The sequence below is a fragment of the Eisenbergiella tayi genome (genome assembly GCF_001881565.1).
In the GTDB taxonomy this organism is placed as follows: domain Bacteria; phylum Bacillota; class Clostridia; order Lachnospirales; family Lachnospiraceae; genus Eisenbergiella; species Eisenbergiella tayi.
Window position 1 is genome coordinate 426,270 of record NZ_MPDJ01000003.1, and the last position, 16,535, is coordinate 442,804.

Annotated in this window: 18 protein-coding genes and 1 pseudogene; 13 read left to right on the forward strand and 6 right to left on the reverse strand. The window is 43.7% G+C overall.

Translation table 11 applies throughout. The features are described 5' to 3' along the window. From BLA28_RS33975 to BLA28_RS13130, 3 genes are all read left to right on the forward strand, one after another. The coding region (locus BLA28_RS33975) for a hypothetical protein (RefSeq protein ID WP_207650796.1) at nt 1-185 on the forward strand (185 nt) is incomplete at its 5' end. A gap of 32 nt (nt 186-217) precedes the next feature. Beyond that, nucleotides 218-904 (forward strand): bactofilin family protein, encoded by a 687-nt coding sequence (locus BLA28_RS13125; protein WP_069159083.1) that lies wholly within the window; start codon nt 218-220, stop codon nt 902-904. Between the two features lie 13 nt (nt 905-917). After that, a complete protein-coding gene (locus BLA28_RS13130) occupies nt 918-1,853 on the forward strand; it encodes a M15 family metallopeptidase (RefSeq protein ID WP_169897248.1) in 936 nt (311 codons plus the stop codon). On the opposite strand, the gene BLA28_RS34195 is transcribed toward BLA28_RS13130, so the two are convergent. The 5 genes and pseudogenes from BLA28_RS34195 to BLA28_RS13145 form a co-directional block, all read right to left on the reverse strand. Beyond that, nucleotides 1,829-2,422 carry a DUF4368 domain-containing protein gene (locus tag BLA28_RS34195; RefSeq protein ID WP_242880650.1) on the reverse strand — a complete coding sequence of 198 codons (594 nt, stop codon included), beginning with the start codon at nt 2,420-2,422 and terminating at the stop codon, nt 1,829-1,831. The genes BLA28_RS13130 and BLA28_RS34195 overlap by 25 nt on opposite strands. A 57-nt stretch (nt 2,423-2,479) precedes the next feature. Further along, nucleotides 2,480-2,626 (reverse strand): annotated as a pseudogene (locus BLA28_RS34670) (DUF4368 domain-containing protein); the annotation flags it as partial. After that, nucleotides 2,623-2,835, reverse strand: coding sequence for a recombinase family protein (locus BLA28_RS34675; protein WP_081330209.1), 213 nt, complete (start codon nt 2,833-2,835; stop codon nt 2,623-2,625). The pseudogene BLA28_RS34670 and the gene BLA28_RS34675, both read right to left, overlap by 4 nt. A 17-nt stretch (nt 2,836-2,852) precedes the next feature. After that, nucleotides 2,853-3,008, reverse strand: a complete 156-nt coding sequence (locus BLA28_RS34790) for a recombinase family protein (protein ID WP_169897249.1) — start codon at nt 3,006-3,008, stop codon at nt 2,853-2,855. Next, nucleotides 2,984-3,343 (reverse strand): recombinase family protein, encoded by a 360-nt coding sequence (locus BLA28_RS13145; RefSeq protein ID WP_330388928.1) that lies wholly within the window; start codon nt 3,341-3,343, stop codon nt 2,984-2,986. The genes BLA28_RS34790 and BLA28_RS13145 overlap by 25 nt, the downstream gene beginning before the upstream one ends. A 483-nt stretch (nt 3,344-3,826) precedes the next feature. Between BLA28_RS13145 and BLA28_RS33395 the strand changes: the two genes are divergently transcribed. The 3 genes from BLA28_RS33395 to BLA28_RS34880 all read left to right on the forward strand — a co-directional run bounded on the left by BLA28_RS33395 (nt 3,827) and on the right by BLA28_RS34880 (nt 4,457). Next, nucleotides 3,827-4,123: a DUF3796 domain-containing protein gene (locus tag BLA28_RS33395; RefSeq protein WP_141702991.1), complete on the forward strand. Its 297-nt coding sequence runs from the start codon at nt 3,827-3,829 to the stop codon at nt 4,121-4,123. Beyond that, nucleotides 4,116-4,328, forward strand: a complete 213-nt coding sequence (locus BLA28_RS13155) for a helix-turn-helix transcriptional regulator (RefSeq protein WP_069159165.1) — start codon at nt 4,116-4,118, stop codon at nt 4,326-4,328. Before BLA28_RS33395 ends, BLA28_RS13155 begins: the two co-directional genes overlap by 8 nt. A 69-nt stretch (nt 4,329-4,397) precedes the next feature. Continuing rightward, entirely contained in the window at nt 4,398-4,457 is a 60-nt protein-coding gene (locus tag BLA28_RS34880; RefSeq protein ID WP_071699248.1) for a cysteine-rich KTR domain-containing protein, read from the forward strand. A 135-nt stretch (nt 4,458-4,592) separates the two neighbouring features. Here the strand turns inward: BLA28_RS34880 and BLA28_RS13165 are convergent, their stop codons facing one another. Further along, nucleotides 4,593-6,113, reverse strand: coding sequence for a caspase family protein (locus BLA28_RS13165; protein WP_069159087.1), 1,521 nt, complete (start codon nt 6,111-6,113; stop codon nt 4,593-4,595). 477 nt (nt 6,114-6,590) lie between these two features. Between BLA28_RS13165 and BLA28_RS13170 the strand changes: the two genes are divergently transcribed. The 7 genes from BLA28_RS13170 to BLA28_RS13200 all read left to right on the forward strand — a co-directional run bounded on the left by BLA28_RS13170 (nt 6,591) and on the right by BLA28_RS13200 (nt 16,463). Continuing rightward, nucleotides 6,591-7,616 (forward strand): PD-(D/E)XK nuclease family transposase, encoded by a 1,026-nt coding sequence (locus BLA28_RS13170; protein ID WP_069159088.1) that lies wholly within the window; start codon nt 6,591-6,593, stop codon nt 7,614-7,616. 266 nt (nt 7,617-7,882) lie between these two features. After that, nucleotides 7,883-9,769, forward strand: a complete 1,887-nt coding sequence (locus tag BLA28_RS13175) for a beta-glucoside-specific PTS transporter subunit IIABC (RefSeq protein WP_069159089.1) — start codon at nt 7,883-7,885, stop codon at nt 9,767-9,769. A 12-nt stretch (nt 9,770-9,781) separates the two neighbouring features. Then, complete coding sequence (locus BLA28_RS13180; RefSeq protein ID WP_069159090.1) at nt 9,782-11,218, forward strand: 6-phospho-beta-glucosidase; 1,437 nt, start codon at nt 9,782-9,784, stop codon at nt 11,216-11,218. Nucleotides 11,219-11,451: 233 nt separating this feature from the next. Then, entirely contained in the window at nt 11,452-12,600 is a 1,149-nt protein-coding gene (locus BLA28_RS13185) for a DUF6033 family protein (RefSeq protein ID WP_069159091.1), read from the forward strand. 59 nt (nt 12,601-12,659) lie between these two features. After that, on the forward strand, nt 12,660-13,997 hold the full coding sequence (locus BLA28_RS13190; RefSeq protein ID WP_069159092.1) for an EAL and HDOD domain-containing protein: 1,338 nt from the start codon (nt 12,660-12,662) through the stop codon (nt 13,995-13,997). Between the two features lie 145 nt (nt 13,998-14,142). Then, entirely contained in the window at nt 14,143-14,664 is a 522-nt protein-coding gene (locus BLA28_RS13195) for a chemotaxis protein CheW (RefSeq protein WP_081330200.1), read from the forward strand. 17 nt (nt 14,665-14,681) lie between these two features. Beyond that, nucleotides 14,682-16,463: a methyl-accepting chemotaxis protein gene (locus BLA28_RS13200; RefSeq protein WP_069159093.1), complete on the forward strand. Its 1,782-nt coding sequence runs from the start codon at nt 14,682-14,684 to the stop codon at nt 16,461-16,463. The last annotated feature ends 72 nt before the right edge of the window (nt 16,464-16,535 follow it).

Sequence of the window (16,535 nt, forward strand, 5' to 3'; positions counted from 1 at the left end):
TGCAGCCGACAGGCAGAGAGGTGTGCCGCCGGACGGTTTCCGGAAAGGGCAGGGGCCAGGGAAAAGGACAGGGACACGGTGCGCAGGAGGGAGGGCCGGGAGGAAAGGGATTACTCGCTTATACAATAAAAACGACAAAAAGTGACAATTACCTTGTGCACTTTATATTTTGTGAGTATAATTGATATCATATCGTTGTATGTGAGGAGAAGGTCCGATGGTTAAGAAAAACGAAGGTAATTTAAAGAAAGCAATGAATGAATTGCTGGGAATCGACGGCGCTGAAAAACGCAGTGAAGTGCAGGCAGGCGGAGCGGAAGAAAGGAAAGAGGAGGCTGAACCGGAAAGAGAACCGGATTCTCCGGTGAGTGAAGAGCCGGAACAGCAGGTACAGGTTCCTTCTGCGGCAGGCGCTGATATGGCTTCCGGCAGGGGAACGCAGGTGAGGGCAGAGAACTTTGCCATGCCCGTTATGGATACTCCCAAGATGGAGTCGGTTATCACCTCAGATGTTATTATTGAAGGAAATGTGAGATCCGGATCAAACCTCAAGATACTTGGTGAGATCGTAGGGGATGTAGCCTGTGAAGGACAGATAACCCTGACGGGTAATATCACAGGAGATGTGAGGGCATCTTCTCTGCGTTTTAATTCCGGAAATATCCAGGGAAATGTTACTGTTGTCAACGATGTCACTGTGGAAAAGCAGTCTCACATAAAAGGAGATATTACGGCTGGCAGCCTTATATTTAACGGCTCTGCGGAAGGCAATCTGATGATTTCCCAGAATATGGAGCTGAGGGAATCCTCAGTGGTCATAGGAAATGTATCTGCAGATTGTGTTTCCATGTATAATGGCGCCAGATTAAAAGGCCTGCTGGATGTTGGCGGCTCTGAAAAGTGAGAGGGTTGTTGACATGTCGGATATGGAAATGCAGCTTGAGGCCGCTCCGCAGGAAAACCGCGAAGGAAGGCCTTATTTGGGGAGTGTAGCCTTTTATAAACATGTAATATTGTTTTGTGTATTTCTTTTGTTTGTATTGCTGACCGGAACCGTCATTTTCTTTTCTGCACATTATGTATCTCTTAAGAAGGATTATGCTGCTGTCTGTGAAGAGTACCGGACTGTTTCTCAGGAGCGGGATGATTATAAAAAACAGTTTGCTGCCGCTGCGGCTGAAAGCGGCCGTGTGCTGAAGGATGAAACTTCAAAAACAGACATTGTACGCGGAGATTTTTCGATTCCTTTTCATGCGGATCCGGAGGACTGGAGATATCTTCTCATCAATGAGGCCCATCCGCTGAATCCTGAATATACGGTAAAGCTGGCGCCGACACGGAACGGGCAGTTTGTGGATCAGCGAATCGTTTACCAGCTGGAAAAGATGATTGATGATGCGGCAAAAGAAGGATATTCCCTTATTATCTGTTCTTCCTACAGAGATTATGAAAGGCAGAACGAACTGCAGAAAGAATCTATTTCACAGTATATGGACAAGGGGCTTTCTTATCATGATGCTTTTTTCCGGGTAAAGCGTACGCTTGCCTTAACCGGCACGAGTGAACATCATACAGGGCTTTCCGTAGATATTGTGGGAGAGGATTACCAGTGCCTTGATGAGGAACAGGCGAAGAGGCCGGAAGCGATCTGGCTGGCGGAACATTGTGCCGAGTATGGGTTTGTTGTCCGTTATGACAGGGGAAAAGAAGATATTACCGGAATGGATTATGAATCCTGGCATTTCCGTTATGTGGGAAAAGAGGCGGCGGCCTTCATGGAGGAGTATGATCTCTGCCTGGAGGAATTTTCGGATATGGTTGAATTTTTTCACCGGCCTGATGAAAGCGAATAAATTGTGGCTTTAGAAAAGTTATAACAATTTATAAAAAAGGGATCTGCTGTTAGGGCGGCACTCATAAAATAGCATAGGAATGTTTTAGGGAAACGGCGTAGCATCGGATATGCCGTTTCTCCGTTTGATAGGTCATAGAGCAAGGATGCTGGGATTATTCCCACAAAGTCATAGGAAATATCAATCTGCTGTTCCCTATGCTCGCTTGACTTGGCGGGAGTATGGACATATACTGTCTTTACCATATCATTCAAAATGGGGTGCATCAGCTCGTCCAAGTCGAGATACTTCCGTACTTTGCCGATAAACCTGCCAATGCTTTCTGACTGTTCTTCCTGCTCATAGTCGTTGGAGAGCATTTGAAATCTGCTGTCAGATAATTTCCCGTTGGCGTTATCTTCGTAAATACGCTTAAATAGTCGGTAAAGTTCTATAACGCGCCGTTCACTTTGCGCCAGTTGCCACTGCTTTGTCGTAAGTTCTCTCTTTACTTCGGCTTTCTGTTTTGCGCCCATTGCCGCCCTAAAGTGTTCCTCATGGGTAGACACACAGGCAATCACAAGATGCATATGAGCAAATACACCCTGTTCCAATACAACGGCGCGGATAAAATGAGTAGGGCAGACTTCTTTCCTTTTCAGCCTTGAAGTGGAACAAACAAAATGGTCTTGCCGCGCTTCAAAGTTCTTACGTGTACAGTAATTCAGCTTTTCCCCACAATCGGTGCAACGTATAATTCCATAAAATAGATTGGTCTTTCCTGTCCTCGTCAGGCGGTGTTTGTTTTACGGAGTTCCTGCACCCGTTCCCATGTGTCAGCATCTATGATTGCTTCATGGGTGTTTTCAAATACTAGCTGTTTTTTGAGGGAATTGTAATAGGTCTTTTGCTCCTGTAGGACTGTTTGTAGGTCTTGCGGTTTACCGTATATCGCTGATACTCTGGACGCTATAAAATGTCGGCTATGGTGTCGCTCGTCCAGTTATACGGATTATCCGGCTACGTGTTCCATGTCGCTTTGCCTGTCCGTTGAAAATGGATAGTCTGTGTGATGATTTTATCCTCTTTCAGAATACAGGCAATCTGCGACGGTCCGTATCCCTCTAAGCAGAGAGGAAATATCCGCTTGACTACTTCGGCGGCGGTTTCGTCCACAATCCATTGTGTTTATTGTCGGGGGCTTTCATGTAGCTATTGGGCGGACTGGTACAGCGATGCTCGTCCACTTCGCCTTTGGATTTCATCACAGCGTGGATTTTCTTGCTTGTGTCTTTTATATACCACTCGTTAATGATATTCAAAAAAGGGGTGAAGTAGTTTTCTTGTTGGTTTGCGCTGTTGATACCGTTATTGATAGCGATAAACCGAACGTCCTTTTCTACAAATATGACTTCGGTATAAAAGCCCACTTTCAGATAATCACGCCCAAGCCGCGACATATCCTTGACTATCAACGTAGATACTTCGCCATTCTCAAGCCGCTCTAACAGTTTGTTTCAACTCGGACGGTTGAAGTTCGTACCCGAACTTCCTGTAAATCCAATTAAATGATGTACCCGTTATTTCACTGTTACTCGCACAATGATTTGCACATTTCGTTTTCAGTTTTCCATTCGAACTCTCTTTTCACTACCTACAATACCGCAGAGAACGATTTTACCAAAGTTTCAGAGAAGATTTTTCAAAAAGTTTCTCTCATTTCTTAATACGGGGAGAATCCCAAAATGCCAAACACAAAACCAATTTAGGGCAAAAAATATTGCTGCACATAACGGCTGCAATACCATAACGTTTGACTTTATTTAATTCACCTAAAAACCTTAAGCTTTTGTTTTTCTCTTACCGTTGATTTCAGAAAAGAAATGAGGTATATTTATAACACAAAGTGCGAAATATATCACTATAGAAGGAGTAGAACAATGAAAAATTGGTATGGCTGTATAGGTTTTCTTTCGCTGTTAGGATTTTGAGGTATATTTGGAGATGAACCTTTAGTCCTATATTTCTTTGCATTTGCCTTATTCTTTGAATATTTTTGGGTGACTCCTGATGAAATGTTCATAGTAACAATGAGAAAATGCGCTACATTTGCTTTCGCTTCAAATCTTTTAATTATCACGTCTGCAACTTTGATACTGTCATATTTTAATCTTAGCAGCAATCCATTAGCTGCTGGAACAGCATTAGGGGTTGGAGCGTCAATAGCTGTTTTTGTATTTTTAACGTTTGCTATGGAAATAAAAGAAAGGTTAAATGCAAAAAATGATTAAAAACAGAATAAAAGAGTATAGAGCGAGATTTGATATGAAGCAGGAGGAATTAGCCTCAAAAGTAGGTGTACGTCGTGAAACAATCGGAAACCTCAAAAAGGGAAAGTATAACCCCTCTTTAGTTTTGGCATGGAATATAGCAAAAGTGTTTGATGTAACGATTGAAGAAATATTTACGGTTGAGGAGGAGAAAAAATTGAAGTAAAAATAAATAAAGTCGAATGGATCTTATGCCCTGTTTGTGGCATAAGATACGATTAAAATTCGAGCATATATGGAGCTAAAGAAGTTCCCTCTGTACTGTCTCAAATGTAAGCGAGAAACTTTATATTAACATACGACAATTACACATGTCAGTTATCAAAGAGCCAGATGCACAGACGCAGTAAGGGCATGGGTAAGTTTTTTATACTAGTACCCCTCAAAATGGCGTCCTATTGCGTAACAAAACAGGATATATTTCATTATTTTAAATTAGCTTATCTGCAACTTTCAGCTCTTCTAATTCCAATTCATATTGCTTGATTGCATTTTTCAATAACCATTTTCGATTTTCACTTTTCCATGTTTGTAAGTTTTTTCTATCATAAAAAAGAGAAAAATCTTGTATTGTACAGGAAAGTTTTGTATGTATATGTGCCCAATCGTGTAGCTCTTTTGGGGGTATTGGCAACTCGCTTTGCTTAAAAGACCATTTTGAAATTTCAATATTAAGAGGGGCAACGCTATCTATGAGTTGTTCCTCTGTTATGGTGTTGTTAAGGTATTCTCTAAAGATTTTGATATACTGCTCTGCCGCCGATATAATATTTACGGTGTATTCTCTCGTGATTTTAATTAATTCGTCTTTGCTCATGGTATCTTCTTTAAGGCTCTTGATTAATTCATATGAACCATGCACATCGATGTGAACCCCTTTTGTAAAAATGGTATTCTTTGAACTACGATACCACCATTTTTTGTCCTGCAAATCATCAACCCATGTGGTGTGGCAAATATAATTACAATCTACCATATCGTCTTCGTCATATCCGAAATAACACCAAACAATATTTGCCGCATGGCCTTTATGATGTGCTTCTGCAATTTCATTCTGGTGTACTTCATAATAAAGCACTTTGTTTTTTATTTCCGTTGCAATTTCAGCAATTTGCTCCATAGAGCATTGGAAGCGCAAAATTACTTTAACAGACAGTCTTTTTGCTCCGGCATGATGTACTGGTTCAACATTATAGATAATGTAGTCATCTGTTTCCTCATATATTTTTGCAACTTTGTAGGGATTGTATTCTTCAACATCAAAAAATATCGTTCCCCCTATACTTGAACGGAAAATAGGTTGTTGAAAGTTGTGTCCATTTTTCCTATTTGAAACTTCTGCAAAGTGAAATATTGCTTCGTTTATTGCTTCAAGAGATTTCTTTCCTTTTCTAATCCAAAAATGTGAGGTTAGTGCATCACACACGAAACTTGTATACAGACTTATTTTTCTATTTTCATCAAAGCCGGAAAACTGCTCAGCTCCACAAGAGGCTAAAACTGCAAAACCACGTCCGGCAAAATGCTCTACCGTTTCATCAAGGTTTATTATCGGAACATTATCAAGTGCAAAACCTCCAGAATGGCAACTATCTATAATTACAATTTTATTTTTTGTTTGTATTTGTTCTATTGTATTAATGAGGTCTTGTAGTTCAATTAAACCATCGCTTAATACTAAACAATTCTTCCCGCCATGACCAGAAAAGTATAAGATAAATGTATCATCCTCTGTTGAGTCTTTAAGGGCAGTATGTATTGATGTAACAAGCTCGATTTTTGTTACTATTCCCGTTTCGCCACATAGAATTATATTGTTTGAACTTACATTCAATCCATGAATAAGTGCCGTTCTCATTGCAAACAAATCATTTTTGCACAAAGGCAAAGGAGAACACTTAATTGTTAAATAATCACATACTCCCACTAATAGTGCCTTTATAGTTCCCATGTTTACCATCCACCTTTTAATTTTAATACTTTTACGAATTTCTCCTTGATATTTTACTACGAGTTTATGCTTTTTGCTATCAAAATCATTATTAAACTCCAAGTTGTGTCGCACATTAGGACACAAGTTAACAAAGCAGGCATATGGTCTTTTAAACGATATGCCCGTTTTGGTTTCACCCTGTATGGCAGCTACCCTAATTCAGTTTATTAGTTGATACTGTTTTATGAATAGTTACCTTTTGCGGATTCCTTTTTTATTGATCTTAAAAACTACACAGGTTCGTCAAAGTATAACAGGAAGTATAATGATTCTATTGCGTAAATACCCTCTGTATGTTATTCTTATTTCGTCATCTGGCAGTATCTAAGCTGCCGGATTATTCAGGCCCGGGTGGCCGTCTATCATTTCCGTGCTTCCTTTTCGGAGCAAATACCAGGTGATGACAGGAAAATAAAATAAAGGAGGGCATTGCTTATGGCAAACAGGCTCAAAGACTATTTCCCGCTCATAAGGGAAAGAAAGGAGGTGCTGGAGGAGATCGACGCATCGGTGGGCTTAAGAACCATTTTTAACAGCTGGGAACAGGAGCAGAGGGAAGAATTCCTTGATTTCTGTACCGGGGTAAAAGGGGTTAAAATTCTCTATGATTCTTTTTTTAAGGAAATAATGAACCCGGAATATGCGCCGGGCAGGCTGAATCAATTCCTGTCACTGCTTATAGGGGAAAAGGTTACAATTAAGCAGGTAATTCCCAATGACAGTACGAGGATTGCGGCAGAGGGTTCTCTGCTCATTACCGATATTGTCGTGGAATTTGAAGATGGAGCTCTGGCGGATATCGAGATCCAGAAAATAGGCTATGCTTTTCCCGGAGAACGCAGCGCATGCTATTCGGCGGATCTGCTGCTGAGACAGTACAAAAGAGTCAGGGAGAAGCAGCGGGGGCAAAAAGGAAAGTTCAGCTATAAGAATATCAAAAATGTCTATACTATCGTTATATTTGAAAAAAGCCCCATGGAAATCAGGATGCTGGAAAACAGGTATATCCATAAATCGTTCTGGGGATTTGATACGGGGCTGAAGATGAATCTTCTGCAAAATTTTATCTTCATAGCGCTTGACATATTTCGAAAAAACATGGAAAATAAAACTGTAGAAAACGAATTGGATGCCTGGCTGATGTTTTTTGCTTCGGAGGAACCGAAGCGCATTATTGAACTGATTGAAAGCTATCCGGGCTTCCGTGAAATCTACGGGGATATTTATGAAATCTGTCTCAATATGGAGAAGGTGATGGGAATGTATTCAAAGGAATTGCAGGAACTTGATCGGAATACGGTGCAATATATGATTGATGAAATGCAGGAAACGATAGATGCCCAGAAGCAGGCTCTGAATGAGCAGTCTGAAACTATTAAGAGCCAGGCGCAGATAATAAGCGAACAAAAACGACAATATGAGGAACTTCTCCGCCGTGTAGAAAAACTAGAAGAAAAATAAAGTAAACAAGAAATAAGCAACAGGCCATGGAACCGCAGAATCAGGGAACCATGGCCTGTTTGTATATGGTTACCCTGTCTTCAAAAAGCACCTTACCTAACTCGTTTTTTGAATAGAAACAAATTCTTTTTTCTCCATACATGTTTCAAAATCCGTTATTCTGCAGAAAATAGGAAAAGTAATATTGCAGATTTTATAAAAACAGCCATATGAGCAGCTGTATTACTAGTCAGACAGAATAAGGAAAATAAAGAGGAGAAAACGAGATGGCGATAGACTATCGGAAAACAGCCGGCGAGCTTGTCAGAGAACTTGGCGGTAATGAAAATATCATCAATGTCACACATTGTGCGACCAGACTCAGGTTCATATTGAAGGATGAATCTGTTGTGGATAAAGACAGAGTCGCAAAAGTCCCGGGCGTCATTACTACCGTGCAGGCCGGAGGCCAGTTCCAGGTAGTTATTGGAAATCATGTAAAGGATGCGTATGGGTTTGTAACGCAGCTGGTCAGTATAGATGAAGAAGAGGCGCAGAAGAGCGGCGGGCAGAAGGCCGGCATTTTTACGCGGATTGTGGATGTCATATCCGCAATTTTTGCTCCGTTTCTGTATACACTGGCGGCCTGCGGTATCCTGCAGGGGATTCTGGGCGTGCTGGCTGCCATGAATCTTATTAATACGGCGGGCGGAACCTATCAGATCCTGAACTTTATATCCTGGACGGCATTTACCTTCCTTCCGGTTATGATAGCGGTGACGGCGGCCAAAAAATTCGGAGTGAATACTTTTATTGCGGTCGTAATTGCATGTGCTCTGGTGAGCCCGGATTACATGGCCATGGTCAATGCGGGAGAGCCGGTATACTTCCTTGGAATCAGGGTTCAGCTGTTAAGCTATACTTCTTCCGTTATTCCCATTATTCTGGCAATCTGGATTGCTTCTTATGTGGAACGTTTCTTTGAAAAGTATCTGCCCCTGGTAGTGAGGAATCTATTCACACCGATGTTTACCATTGCCGTTATGGTGCCGCTTACCCTGCTGGCCTTCGGGCCCGTGGGAAACACAATCGGCGGTGCTATCGGTGATGTTTATAATTTCCTGTATGGGCTGAGCCCGATTGTGGCGGGTATTATTGTGGGCGGCCTTTGGGAGGTATTGGTTATATTCGGCGTACATTGGGGAATCACACCCGTTACGGTGGGAAATTATGCCGCACTGGGATATGATACTTTTACCGGCCTTCAGGCAGCAGCCGTATTTTCCCAGGCAGGCGCAGCCCTTGGTGTGTTCCTGAAAACAAAGGATAAAGAAATGAAGGGAATTTCCGCTTCTGCGGCCATTACAGGGCTTTTTGGTATTACGGAGCCTGCCATTTACGGCGTGAACCTGCGTCTGAAAAGACCCATGATCTGCGGATGTATTGCAGGCGCTGTGGGCGGAGCGGTCGCAGGCGCATTCCGCGCGGTGTCCTGGGGCTATAATATGCCCGGGATCGCCACCCTTCCCGCCTATTTTAAAGCAGGGCATATGTCCCAGTTTACAGGACTTTTGCTATCCGTTCTGATCGCATTTGTATTGGGAATCATTCTTACCTATATTGCCGGATTTAAGGAAGAAGCAGCCGAAGCCGGTGTGCGGAATGCGGAGAATGCAGAGGTGCCGGAAGGCTGTGAAACGAATATAAAGGTTTCCAAAGCAAACACAGAGAATACAGAACTGGCTTCTCCGGTTACCGGGAATGTAATTCCTTTAAATAAGGTAAGGGATGAGGCCTTTGCTTCCGGAGCGCTGGGGAACGGCGTGGGCATACAGCCGGAGGAAGGCAGGATTTACGCGCCCTTTGACGGAACCGCGACGGTGGTATTTCCTACCGGACATGCCGTTGGCCTGACGGACAGAAGAGGAAATGAATTTTTAATCCATATCGGTATTGACACGGTTAAGCTGGGCGGAAAAGGCTTTACGGCTCATATCAGCCAGGGAGATCCGGTAAAAAGAGGGGATCTGCTTGTGGAATTTGATAAAAAGAAACTGGAAAAAGAGGGATACGACAGTACCGTTATCTATATTGTAACGGATACGGACAGAGCAGTGGAAACAGGGACAGGCAGGCATGAAGCCTTAACCGATACCATCATGAGTTTAAAATAAAGGAGTAAAAAGATGCGTACATTACCGGAGAATTTTTTGTGGGGAGGCGCTATTGCCGCCCATCAGATAGAAGGAGGATGGGATAAGGGAGGCAAAGGTGTAAGCATTGCCGATGTGCTTACCGCCGGGGCCCACGGAGTGGATCGTAAGATAACGGACGGCGTTCTGGAAGGATATTATTATCCGAACCTTGAGGCTTCGGATTTTTATGGGAAATACAAGGAAGATATCAAGCTCCTGGCGGAGATGGGATTCAAGTGTCTGCGCACCTCCATCGCGTGGACGAGGATTTTTCCGAAGGGCGACGAAGAGGAGCCTAATGAGGAGGGGCTTATGTTCTATGACAAGCTCTTTGACGAACTCCTGAAATATGGAATAGAGCCTGTGGTAACCCTTTCCCATTTTGAAATGCCTTATCATCTGGTGAAGAATTACGGCGGCTGGAAAAACCGGAAGGTGATTGATTTTTTTGTGAAATATTCCCTTACAGTCATGAAAAGGTATAAAGATAAGGTAAAATACTGGATGACCTTCAATGAAATTAACAACCAGAAAAATTACAAGTATCCTTTGTTTGGCTATACCTGTTCCGGAGTAATATTTAACGACGATCCCCATCCGGAACAGTGCATGTACCAGGTGGTCCATCATGAACTGGTTGCCAGCGCCCTGGTGGTAAAGGAAGGGCACAGGATCAATCCGGATTTCAAAATCGGTTGTATGATGGCCTGTGTTCCGCTGTATCCGTATTCCTGCAATCCCGAGGATATGATGTATTCTGTGGAAGCCATGCATGATCGGTATCTGTTCGGGGATGTGCATGTGAGGGGATATTATCCCTCATATGTATGGCCGGAATGGGAGCGCAAAAACATTCATGTGAAGATGGAGCCTCAGGATGAAAGGATTCTCAGGGAGGGGACGGTGGATTATGTGGGATTGAGCTACTATATGACGAATGCCGTAAAGGCAGGCGCCGTGGCGGAAGGAAACGGACTGGACGGGTTCCCGGGAAGTGTGCCGAACCCTTATGTTAAGGCCAGTGAATGGGGCTGGCAGATTGATCCCGTGGGACTGCGCTACGCGCTGAACCTGCTGTACGAGCGTTATCAGATCCCCCTTTTTATTGTGGAAAATGGTTTCGGAGCCGTGGATAAAATAGAGACGGACGGGAGCATCCGTGACGATTACCGTATAGAATATCTGAAAGCGCATATTGAAGAAATGAAGAAGGCCGTCATACAGGACGGCGTGGATCTGATAGGCTATACGCCCTGGGGATGTATTGACTGCGTATCGTTTACAACAGGAGAGATGAAAAAAAGGTACGGTTTTATCTATGTTGATAAAGACAATGAAGGGAACGGAACGCTGGAGAGGAAGAAAAAGAAGTCCTTTTCCTGGTATAAGAAGGTGATTGAAAGTAATGGAGAGGATTTGGATTTCTAAGCTGTAAGTGCCGCCGCGCTGCTGGAATATCTGCGCGGAACAGATAAAAGAAAGTCGAATGTCCGTCATAAGAGGAAAACGGACGGAATAATAATGGAGTATATCTGACTGAGGCAAAAACTCACAGATATACTCTTTTTTCTTTTCAGATACTCTTATTTTTTTGAACAAATAACCGATAGAAATAATAGAGTGTAACAAACGGAGACAGGAGAGGGGAGGGACTGCTCATTATGATTAGAGCCGAGTCTTGTCAATTTGGAAAAAACCTGTATATGTATCCCGGTGAAAGAGCGGCGGATACCTTAAAACAGACGGAACTTCCTTTATCGTTCAATGACAGAGTCAAGACAAAAGACGTCATGCGAAGCAGTGTACCCGCAAACGGGGAAAGCGGGCTCAAAACCTCCGATGCGTTGAAGGAAGAGGAATATATTCGATATCTGGAATCCTTATTTCCCGGAAGGAGTATTTCTGTTGCAGATTTATCGGGGAAAGACAGCATAAAGGATTATGCCCTTTCCCATAAGGGCAGCTTCCAAATCGTCATATCCAGAGAAACGCTGGAAAGAATGCAGAAGGATCCGGAGTTTGAAAAAAAATGTATGGAAGCCCTGAAATCCGCAAGGCAGGAGCAGGCGGGAAAACTCGGAAAGCTCCCGTCCCAGGGAAAACATCTCCTGGGCTGCGGACTGGTGTTGGATAAAGACGGGGAGGTCACCCAATGGGTGCTTTCCCAGAAGGATATACAGCCGAAGCCGGTATCCAATGGTTCCGGCATCAGGAATGTGGGTAAGGAGGATGGTTCTTATTTCCGCATAAGGACGGAAAAAGGGACTATGACGATAGAAAAGAAAAAGCTGAGGTATGTACCGGCGAAGGATCTGGTGAAAATTGCCAGAGCGGGGAACCGTCAGGCGGTCCGCAGGACGATATCAGGAATCCAGGCGCAGATAAACCAGCTGAAATCAGGGAGCGGGGACAGAAGGACAAAGGCCGTACTGGTAAAGCAGGCGGAACAGGTTCTGCTGAAGGCAAAGCTGAAGGATAAGCTTCTTAAAAAAGAAGAAATACTGCAGCTGCAGCAGAAAAAAGCGGCAAAAAAAGCGGAATATGAAAAAAGCCTCCGTCTTAAGCTGCTTCTTAAAAAGAAGCGCGAGGGACGTAAGATCAGGGAATATGGGCAGATCAGGGATTATTATGAAACACCGCAGGAACGAAGGCTGGAGAAAGAGCTGGAAAAATATGAAAACAGCGTGGAAACGGATACTACCTGCCAGGATCAAAGTTATGGATCATATGGGGCGGCAGCAGGGATGGGTCCGTCAGCCGGAGGCGCTGATATTTCGATGGCAGGCGGCATATTGGATATAACGGTTTAAAACCGTAAAAGAGGCGGACGGACAGAAAACGCCTGCAATTTGTTTCAGGAGGATTATGTATGAAGATATACGCCGCCAGGCAGCCTGTTTTTGATTCGACCGGGAAATTATTCGGTTATGAATTCTTATACAGGGACAGCGATCGTAATGAATTTAACATGGAGATAGACGGCAGTATGGCGACCTGTCTGTTGCTTTCCAATATGCTGAGCGAGTTTGGGCTGGAGAATCTTACCGGTGGTGTGTATGCTTTTGTCAACCTGACGCAGGAGCTTCTTCGGAACGAATACATCAGTATTATGGATCCCAAGCATTTCATAATAGAAATATTGGAAGATATTAATGATGATTCCAATCTGGAATCCACACTGGCAGCATTCCGGGAAAAAGGATATGTCTTTGCCATGGATGATTATACGGGGGAAGATAATAAGGACAGGCTCATATCGGTTTCGGATATCCTCAAGGTGGATTTCCGGCTGACAGATAAGAAGGTACAGACAGCAATTGCGCAGAAGTATAAGGATTCCAAGATTCTTCTGGCAGAAAAAATAGAAACAGAGGAAGAACAAAAATGGGCCGTGGATAACGGCTATTCCCTTTTGCAGGGGTATTATTATTCCAAACCGGTCCTGCTGTCCAAGGAAAAAACAGAAATCGCACTGACTACCTATATGCGTCTGCTTAAGGAATTTTCCAAGCCTGATACGGACTTCACCAAGCTGGCGGAGATTATTATGATGGACGTAAATCTGTCTTATAAATTCCTGATGAGGGTGAACACCCTGCAGTATGGAGGGAAGTACCGGGTAAAAACGGTGAAACAGTCTTTGGTGCGTATGGGGCTCATTGAAGTGAGAAGATGGACCTTAGCCATATTGCTGAGCGATGTATTCGGCAAAAAGGATAATGAAACTGCAAAACGCGCGCTGATAAGGGGTGTTTTTGCAGAAAAACTGGTTAGTCTGATGAAACGGGGAGATTTGCAGGAGGAGGCCTACCTGGTAGGTATGTTCTCCACAATAGATATTACCGTCCGTGATAACCTTGAGAGTCTTTTGAAACAGATCAAGGTTTCCGATGAATCAAGGGAAGCTTTGTTTTACCGAAGCGGAATCCTGGGTGAGGTGCTGAATTTTGTGGAAGATTACGAAACCGGAAGATGGGATAAGCTGAATGAGTTCATGAGGAAAAACAAGCTTAAGCAGAGCAAAATTTCATATGTTTATTTTGAGGCCGTAAAATATGCCGAAATTATGTTTGAAGAATACGGAAGAGGAGGCATAGGAGATTATGGTTCCTTCATGCAGAATAAGAGTCCGCTGATAGAAATGCTGAATAAGCAGCGGAGCAGAGAAATGAAGGAAGGGGAAGCGGACAAAGGGGTTCAGGGATAGTTTTGCCGGAATATATGAAGGAAATATAAATCTTATATGAAATATACTTTATTTTTTTAACATATGCGCCGATAAAATAAAATAAGACCGCTTAGGGTGGTGAAAGAGTTCAACAGAATACACTGGAGTGACAGGAGAAAGGGATATGGAGATGGATGGAACTGAAAAACTTATGAGTGAAGAAGCTGCTCTGTCCGAAGAATTGGGGAGCAAGTATCTGACCTATTTTACGGACGGACAGCTCTTTGGAATTCCGATAGCAGATGTGGTACAGATTATAGGAATGCAGCAAATAACTGAAATTCCGGAATTCCCGGAGTATGCAAAGGGGATTATTAATCTGAGAGGAGAGATCATACCTGTTATCGATGTCAGAATCAGGCTTTTTAAACCGGTTATAGAATATAGTGACCGTACCTGTATTATTGTGACGGATGTTCGGGGAAGCTATTTCGGATTTGTGGTGGAACAGGTGGATGAAGTGGCGGAAATTCCGGATGAACTGATTACACAGCCTCCGCGTATGGGAAATGATGCGGCAGCCCGTTACCTGACAGGGGTTGCTAAGGTGAAGGATAAAATTGTTTTACTTATGGATATCAAGAAGCTTCTGGGAGAGCAGGAATTTGAGAGCCTTGCGCAGACAGCATACCAGAGCGAAATATAGTTAAGGAGAAAGCACAAATGAGAAACTTAAAAATAGGACAAAAATTATCCATTACATTCGAGGTTATTCTTATCTTGCTTCTTGTAACGGTAGGTGTTGCAATTTACAGCCTCAGCAGCCTTTCAAGCAGTTTTACGGATTTCTATTCGGTAGGATATCAGGTGTCGCATAAGGCGACTGATATGCGCAGGACAATACAGTCTGCGATTCAGGATATCGCTTTCGGCATGCTGGAAACAGATCAGCAGAAAGCGCAGGATTATTTTGCAGAGGCAGACACGGAAATGCAGATTCTGAAAGAAGAATTTGATTATATGGAGAAGAATTACCGCGGCGATAAGAGCGACGTCGCGAAGGCACTGGAGATTATGAATTCCAGCATACAGTACAGAACTGAGGTGCAGGATCTGGCAACACGGGGCAGAAATGAGGAAGCGGTGGAAGTGTTCTTTAACAGCTATAAGCCTCTGTTGACGGAGGCACAGGATCTGCTGGAAAAGATGGATAATTATACCACCAATCTTGCGGCAGATGATTATGAAGCTTCGATGTCTGATAAATCTGCAACTATGGTTCTGCTGATTATTATATCAGCTGTGGCTTTACTGACAACCATCATTCTGGCTGTGGATGTTACCCGCAGAATCACCAAACCGATAAAGGAGATTGAAGCGGCGGTAAAAGAGATGGCAGGAGGAAACCTGGATGTTACCATCGCATATGAATCCAGGGATGAGCTGGGAAGCCTGTCAAACAGTGTACGGGAAATGACAGGCAGGCTGAAAGCCATTATTTCGGATGAAGCTTATGTCCTTGGGGAACTGGCAACCGGCAATTTCAATGTTTTGTCAAGAATGGCAGACAGTTATGTTGGTGCATTCCAGGGGATTCTGGAAGCCATGAGAGGTATCAAGAAGAGTCTTAACGAAACGCTGCGTCAGATTAACCAGTCCGCCGATCAGGTGGCAAGCGGAAGTGAGCAGGTATCCTCCGGTGCCCAGGCTTTGTCACAGGGAGCCACGGAACAGGCTTCTTCCATTGAAGAACTGGCAGCTACCATCAATGAGATTTCCGAGCAGGTTAAGAGCAATGCAGAGAATGCGATGGATGTCAGCGCGAAAGCGGTGCAGACAGGCAGACAGATGGCGGAAAGCAATGGCCAGATGCAGGAAATGATCGCGGCTATGGAAGAAATCAGCAATTCTTCCAATGAAATAGGAAAGATTATTAAAACAATTGAAGATATCGCATTCCAGACGAATATTCTTGCCCTGAATGCAGCTGTGGAAGCGGCGCGTGCAGGCAGTGCCGGAAAAGGGTTTGCGGTTGTTGCAGATGAGGTGCGTAACCTTGCAAGCAAATCGGCAGATGCTTCCAAGAGTACGGCTGCTCTGATAGAGGCTTCCCTGAAGGCTGTTGAAAACGGGACCAGGATAGCAGGCCAGACGGCAGACTTCATGACGGAAGTAGTGGAAGGAACCAAGGTTCTTACCGAAACCATTGACAAGATCTCCGAAGCATCCAATGCACAGGCAGCTTCCATTAACCAGGTAACACAGGGTGTGGATCAGATTTCCAGTGTTGTCCAGACGAATTCTGCAACGGCTGAGGAAAGCGCCGCTGCAAGCGAGGAGCTTTCCGGACAGGCACAGATCCTGAAACGTCTGGTAGGAAGATTTACTTTGCAGGATGACGGAACGGCAAATACTGGTTTCATTACAGGATGTGAGGTGAATAGCTACGATACTGTGCCAGGAGGAGCGGCAACCGTAAGTTCCTTTGACAACAGTAAATACTGATTGGAGTATGAGTCAAAAAGCTCACATAAGTTTAGGGTAATGGAACAGAATGTATAAAACGGAGGGTAAATG

Bases quoted from the DNA above. Each gene is read 5' to 3' on its own strand.
- BLA28_RS13165 (WP_069159087.1), bottom strand. From the start codon at position 6,113: ATGGGAACTATAAAGGCACTATTAGTGGGAGTATGTGATTATTTAACA.
- BLA28_RS13175 (WP_069159089.1), top strand. From the start codon at position 7,883: ATGGCGATAGACTATCGGAAAACAGCCGGCGAGCTTGTCAGAGAACTT.
- BLA28_RS13195 (WP_081330200.1), top strand. From the start codon at position 14,143: ATGGAGATGGATGGAACTGAAAAACTTATGAGTGAAGAAGCTGCTCTG.
- BLA28_RS34195 (WP_242880650.1), bottom strand. From the start codon at position 2,422: ATGCATCTTGTGATTGCCTGTGTGTCTACCCATGAGGAACACTTTAGG.
- BLA28_RS13190 (WP_069159092.1), top strand. From the start codon at position 12,660: ATGAAGATATACGCCGCCAGGCAGCCTGTTTTTGATTCGACCGGGAAA.
- BLA28_RS13130 (WP_169897248.1), top strand. From the start codon at position 918: ATGTCGGATATGGAAATGCAGCTTGAGGCCGCTCCGCAGGAAAACCGC.
- BLA28_RS13185 (WP_069159091.1), top strand. From the start codon at position 11,452: ATGATTAGAGCCGAGTCTTGTCAATTTGGAAAAAACCTGTATATGTAT.
- BLA28_RS13125 (WP_069159083.1), top strand. From the start codon at position 218: ATGGTTAAGAAAAACGAAGGTAATTTAAAGAAAGCAATGAATGAATTG.
- BLA28_RS13155 (WP_069159165.1), top strand. From the start codon at position 4,116: ATGATTAAAAACAGAATAAAAGAGTATAGAGCGAGATTTGATATGAAG.
- BLA28_RS13200 (WP_069159093.1), top strand. From the start codon at position 14,682: ATGAGAAACTTAAAAATAGGACAAAAATTATCCATTACATTCGAGGTT.
- BLA28_RS13170 (WP_069159088.1), top strand. From the start codon at position 6,591: ATGGCAAACAGGCTCAAAGACTATTTCCCGCTCATAAGGGAAAGAAAG.
- BLA28_RS13180 (WP_069159090.1), top strand. From the start codon at position 9,782: ATGCGTACATTACCGGAGAATTTTTTGTGGGGAGGCGCTATTGCCGCC.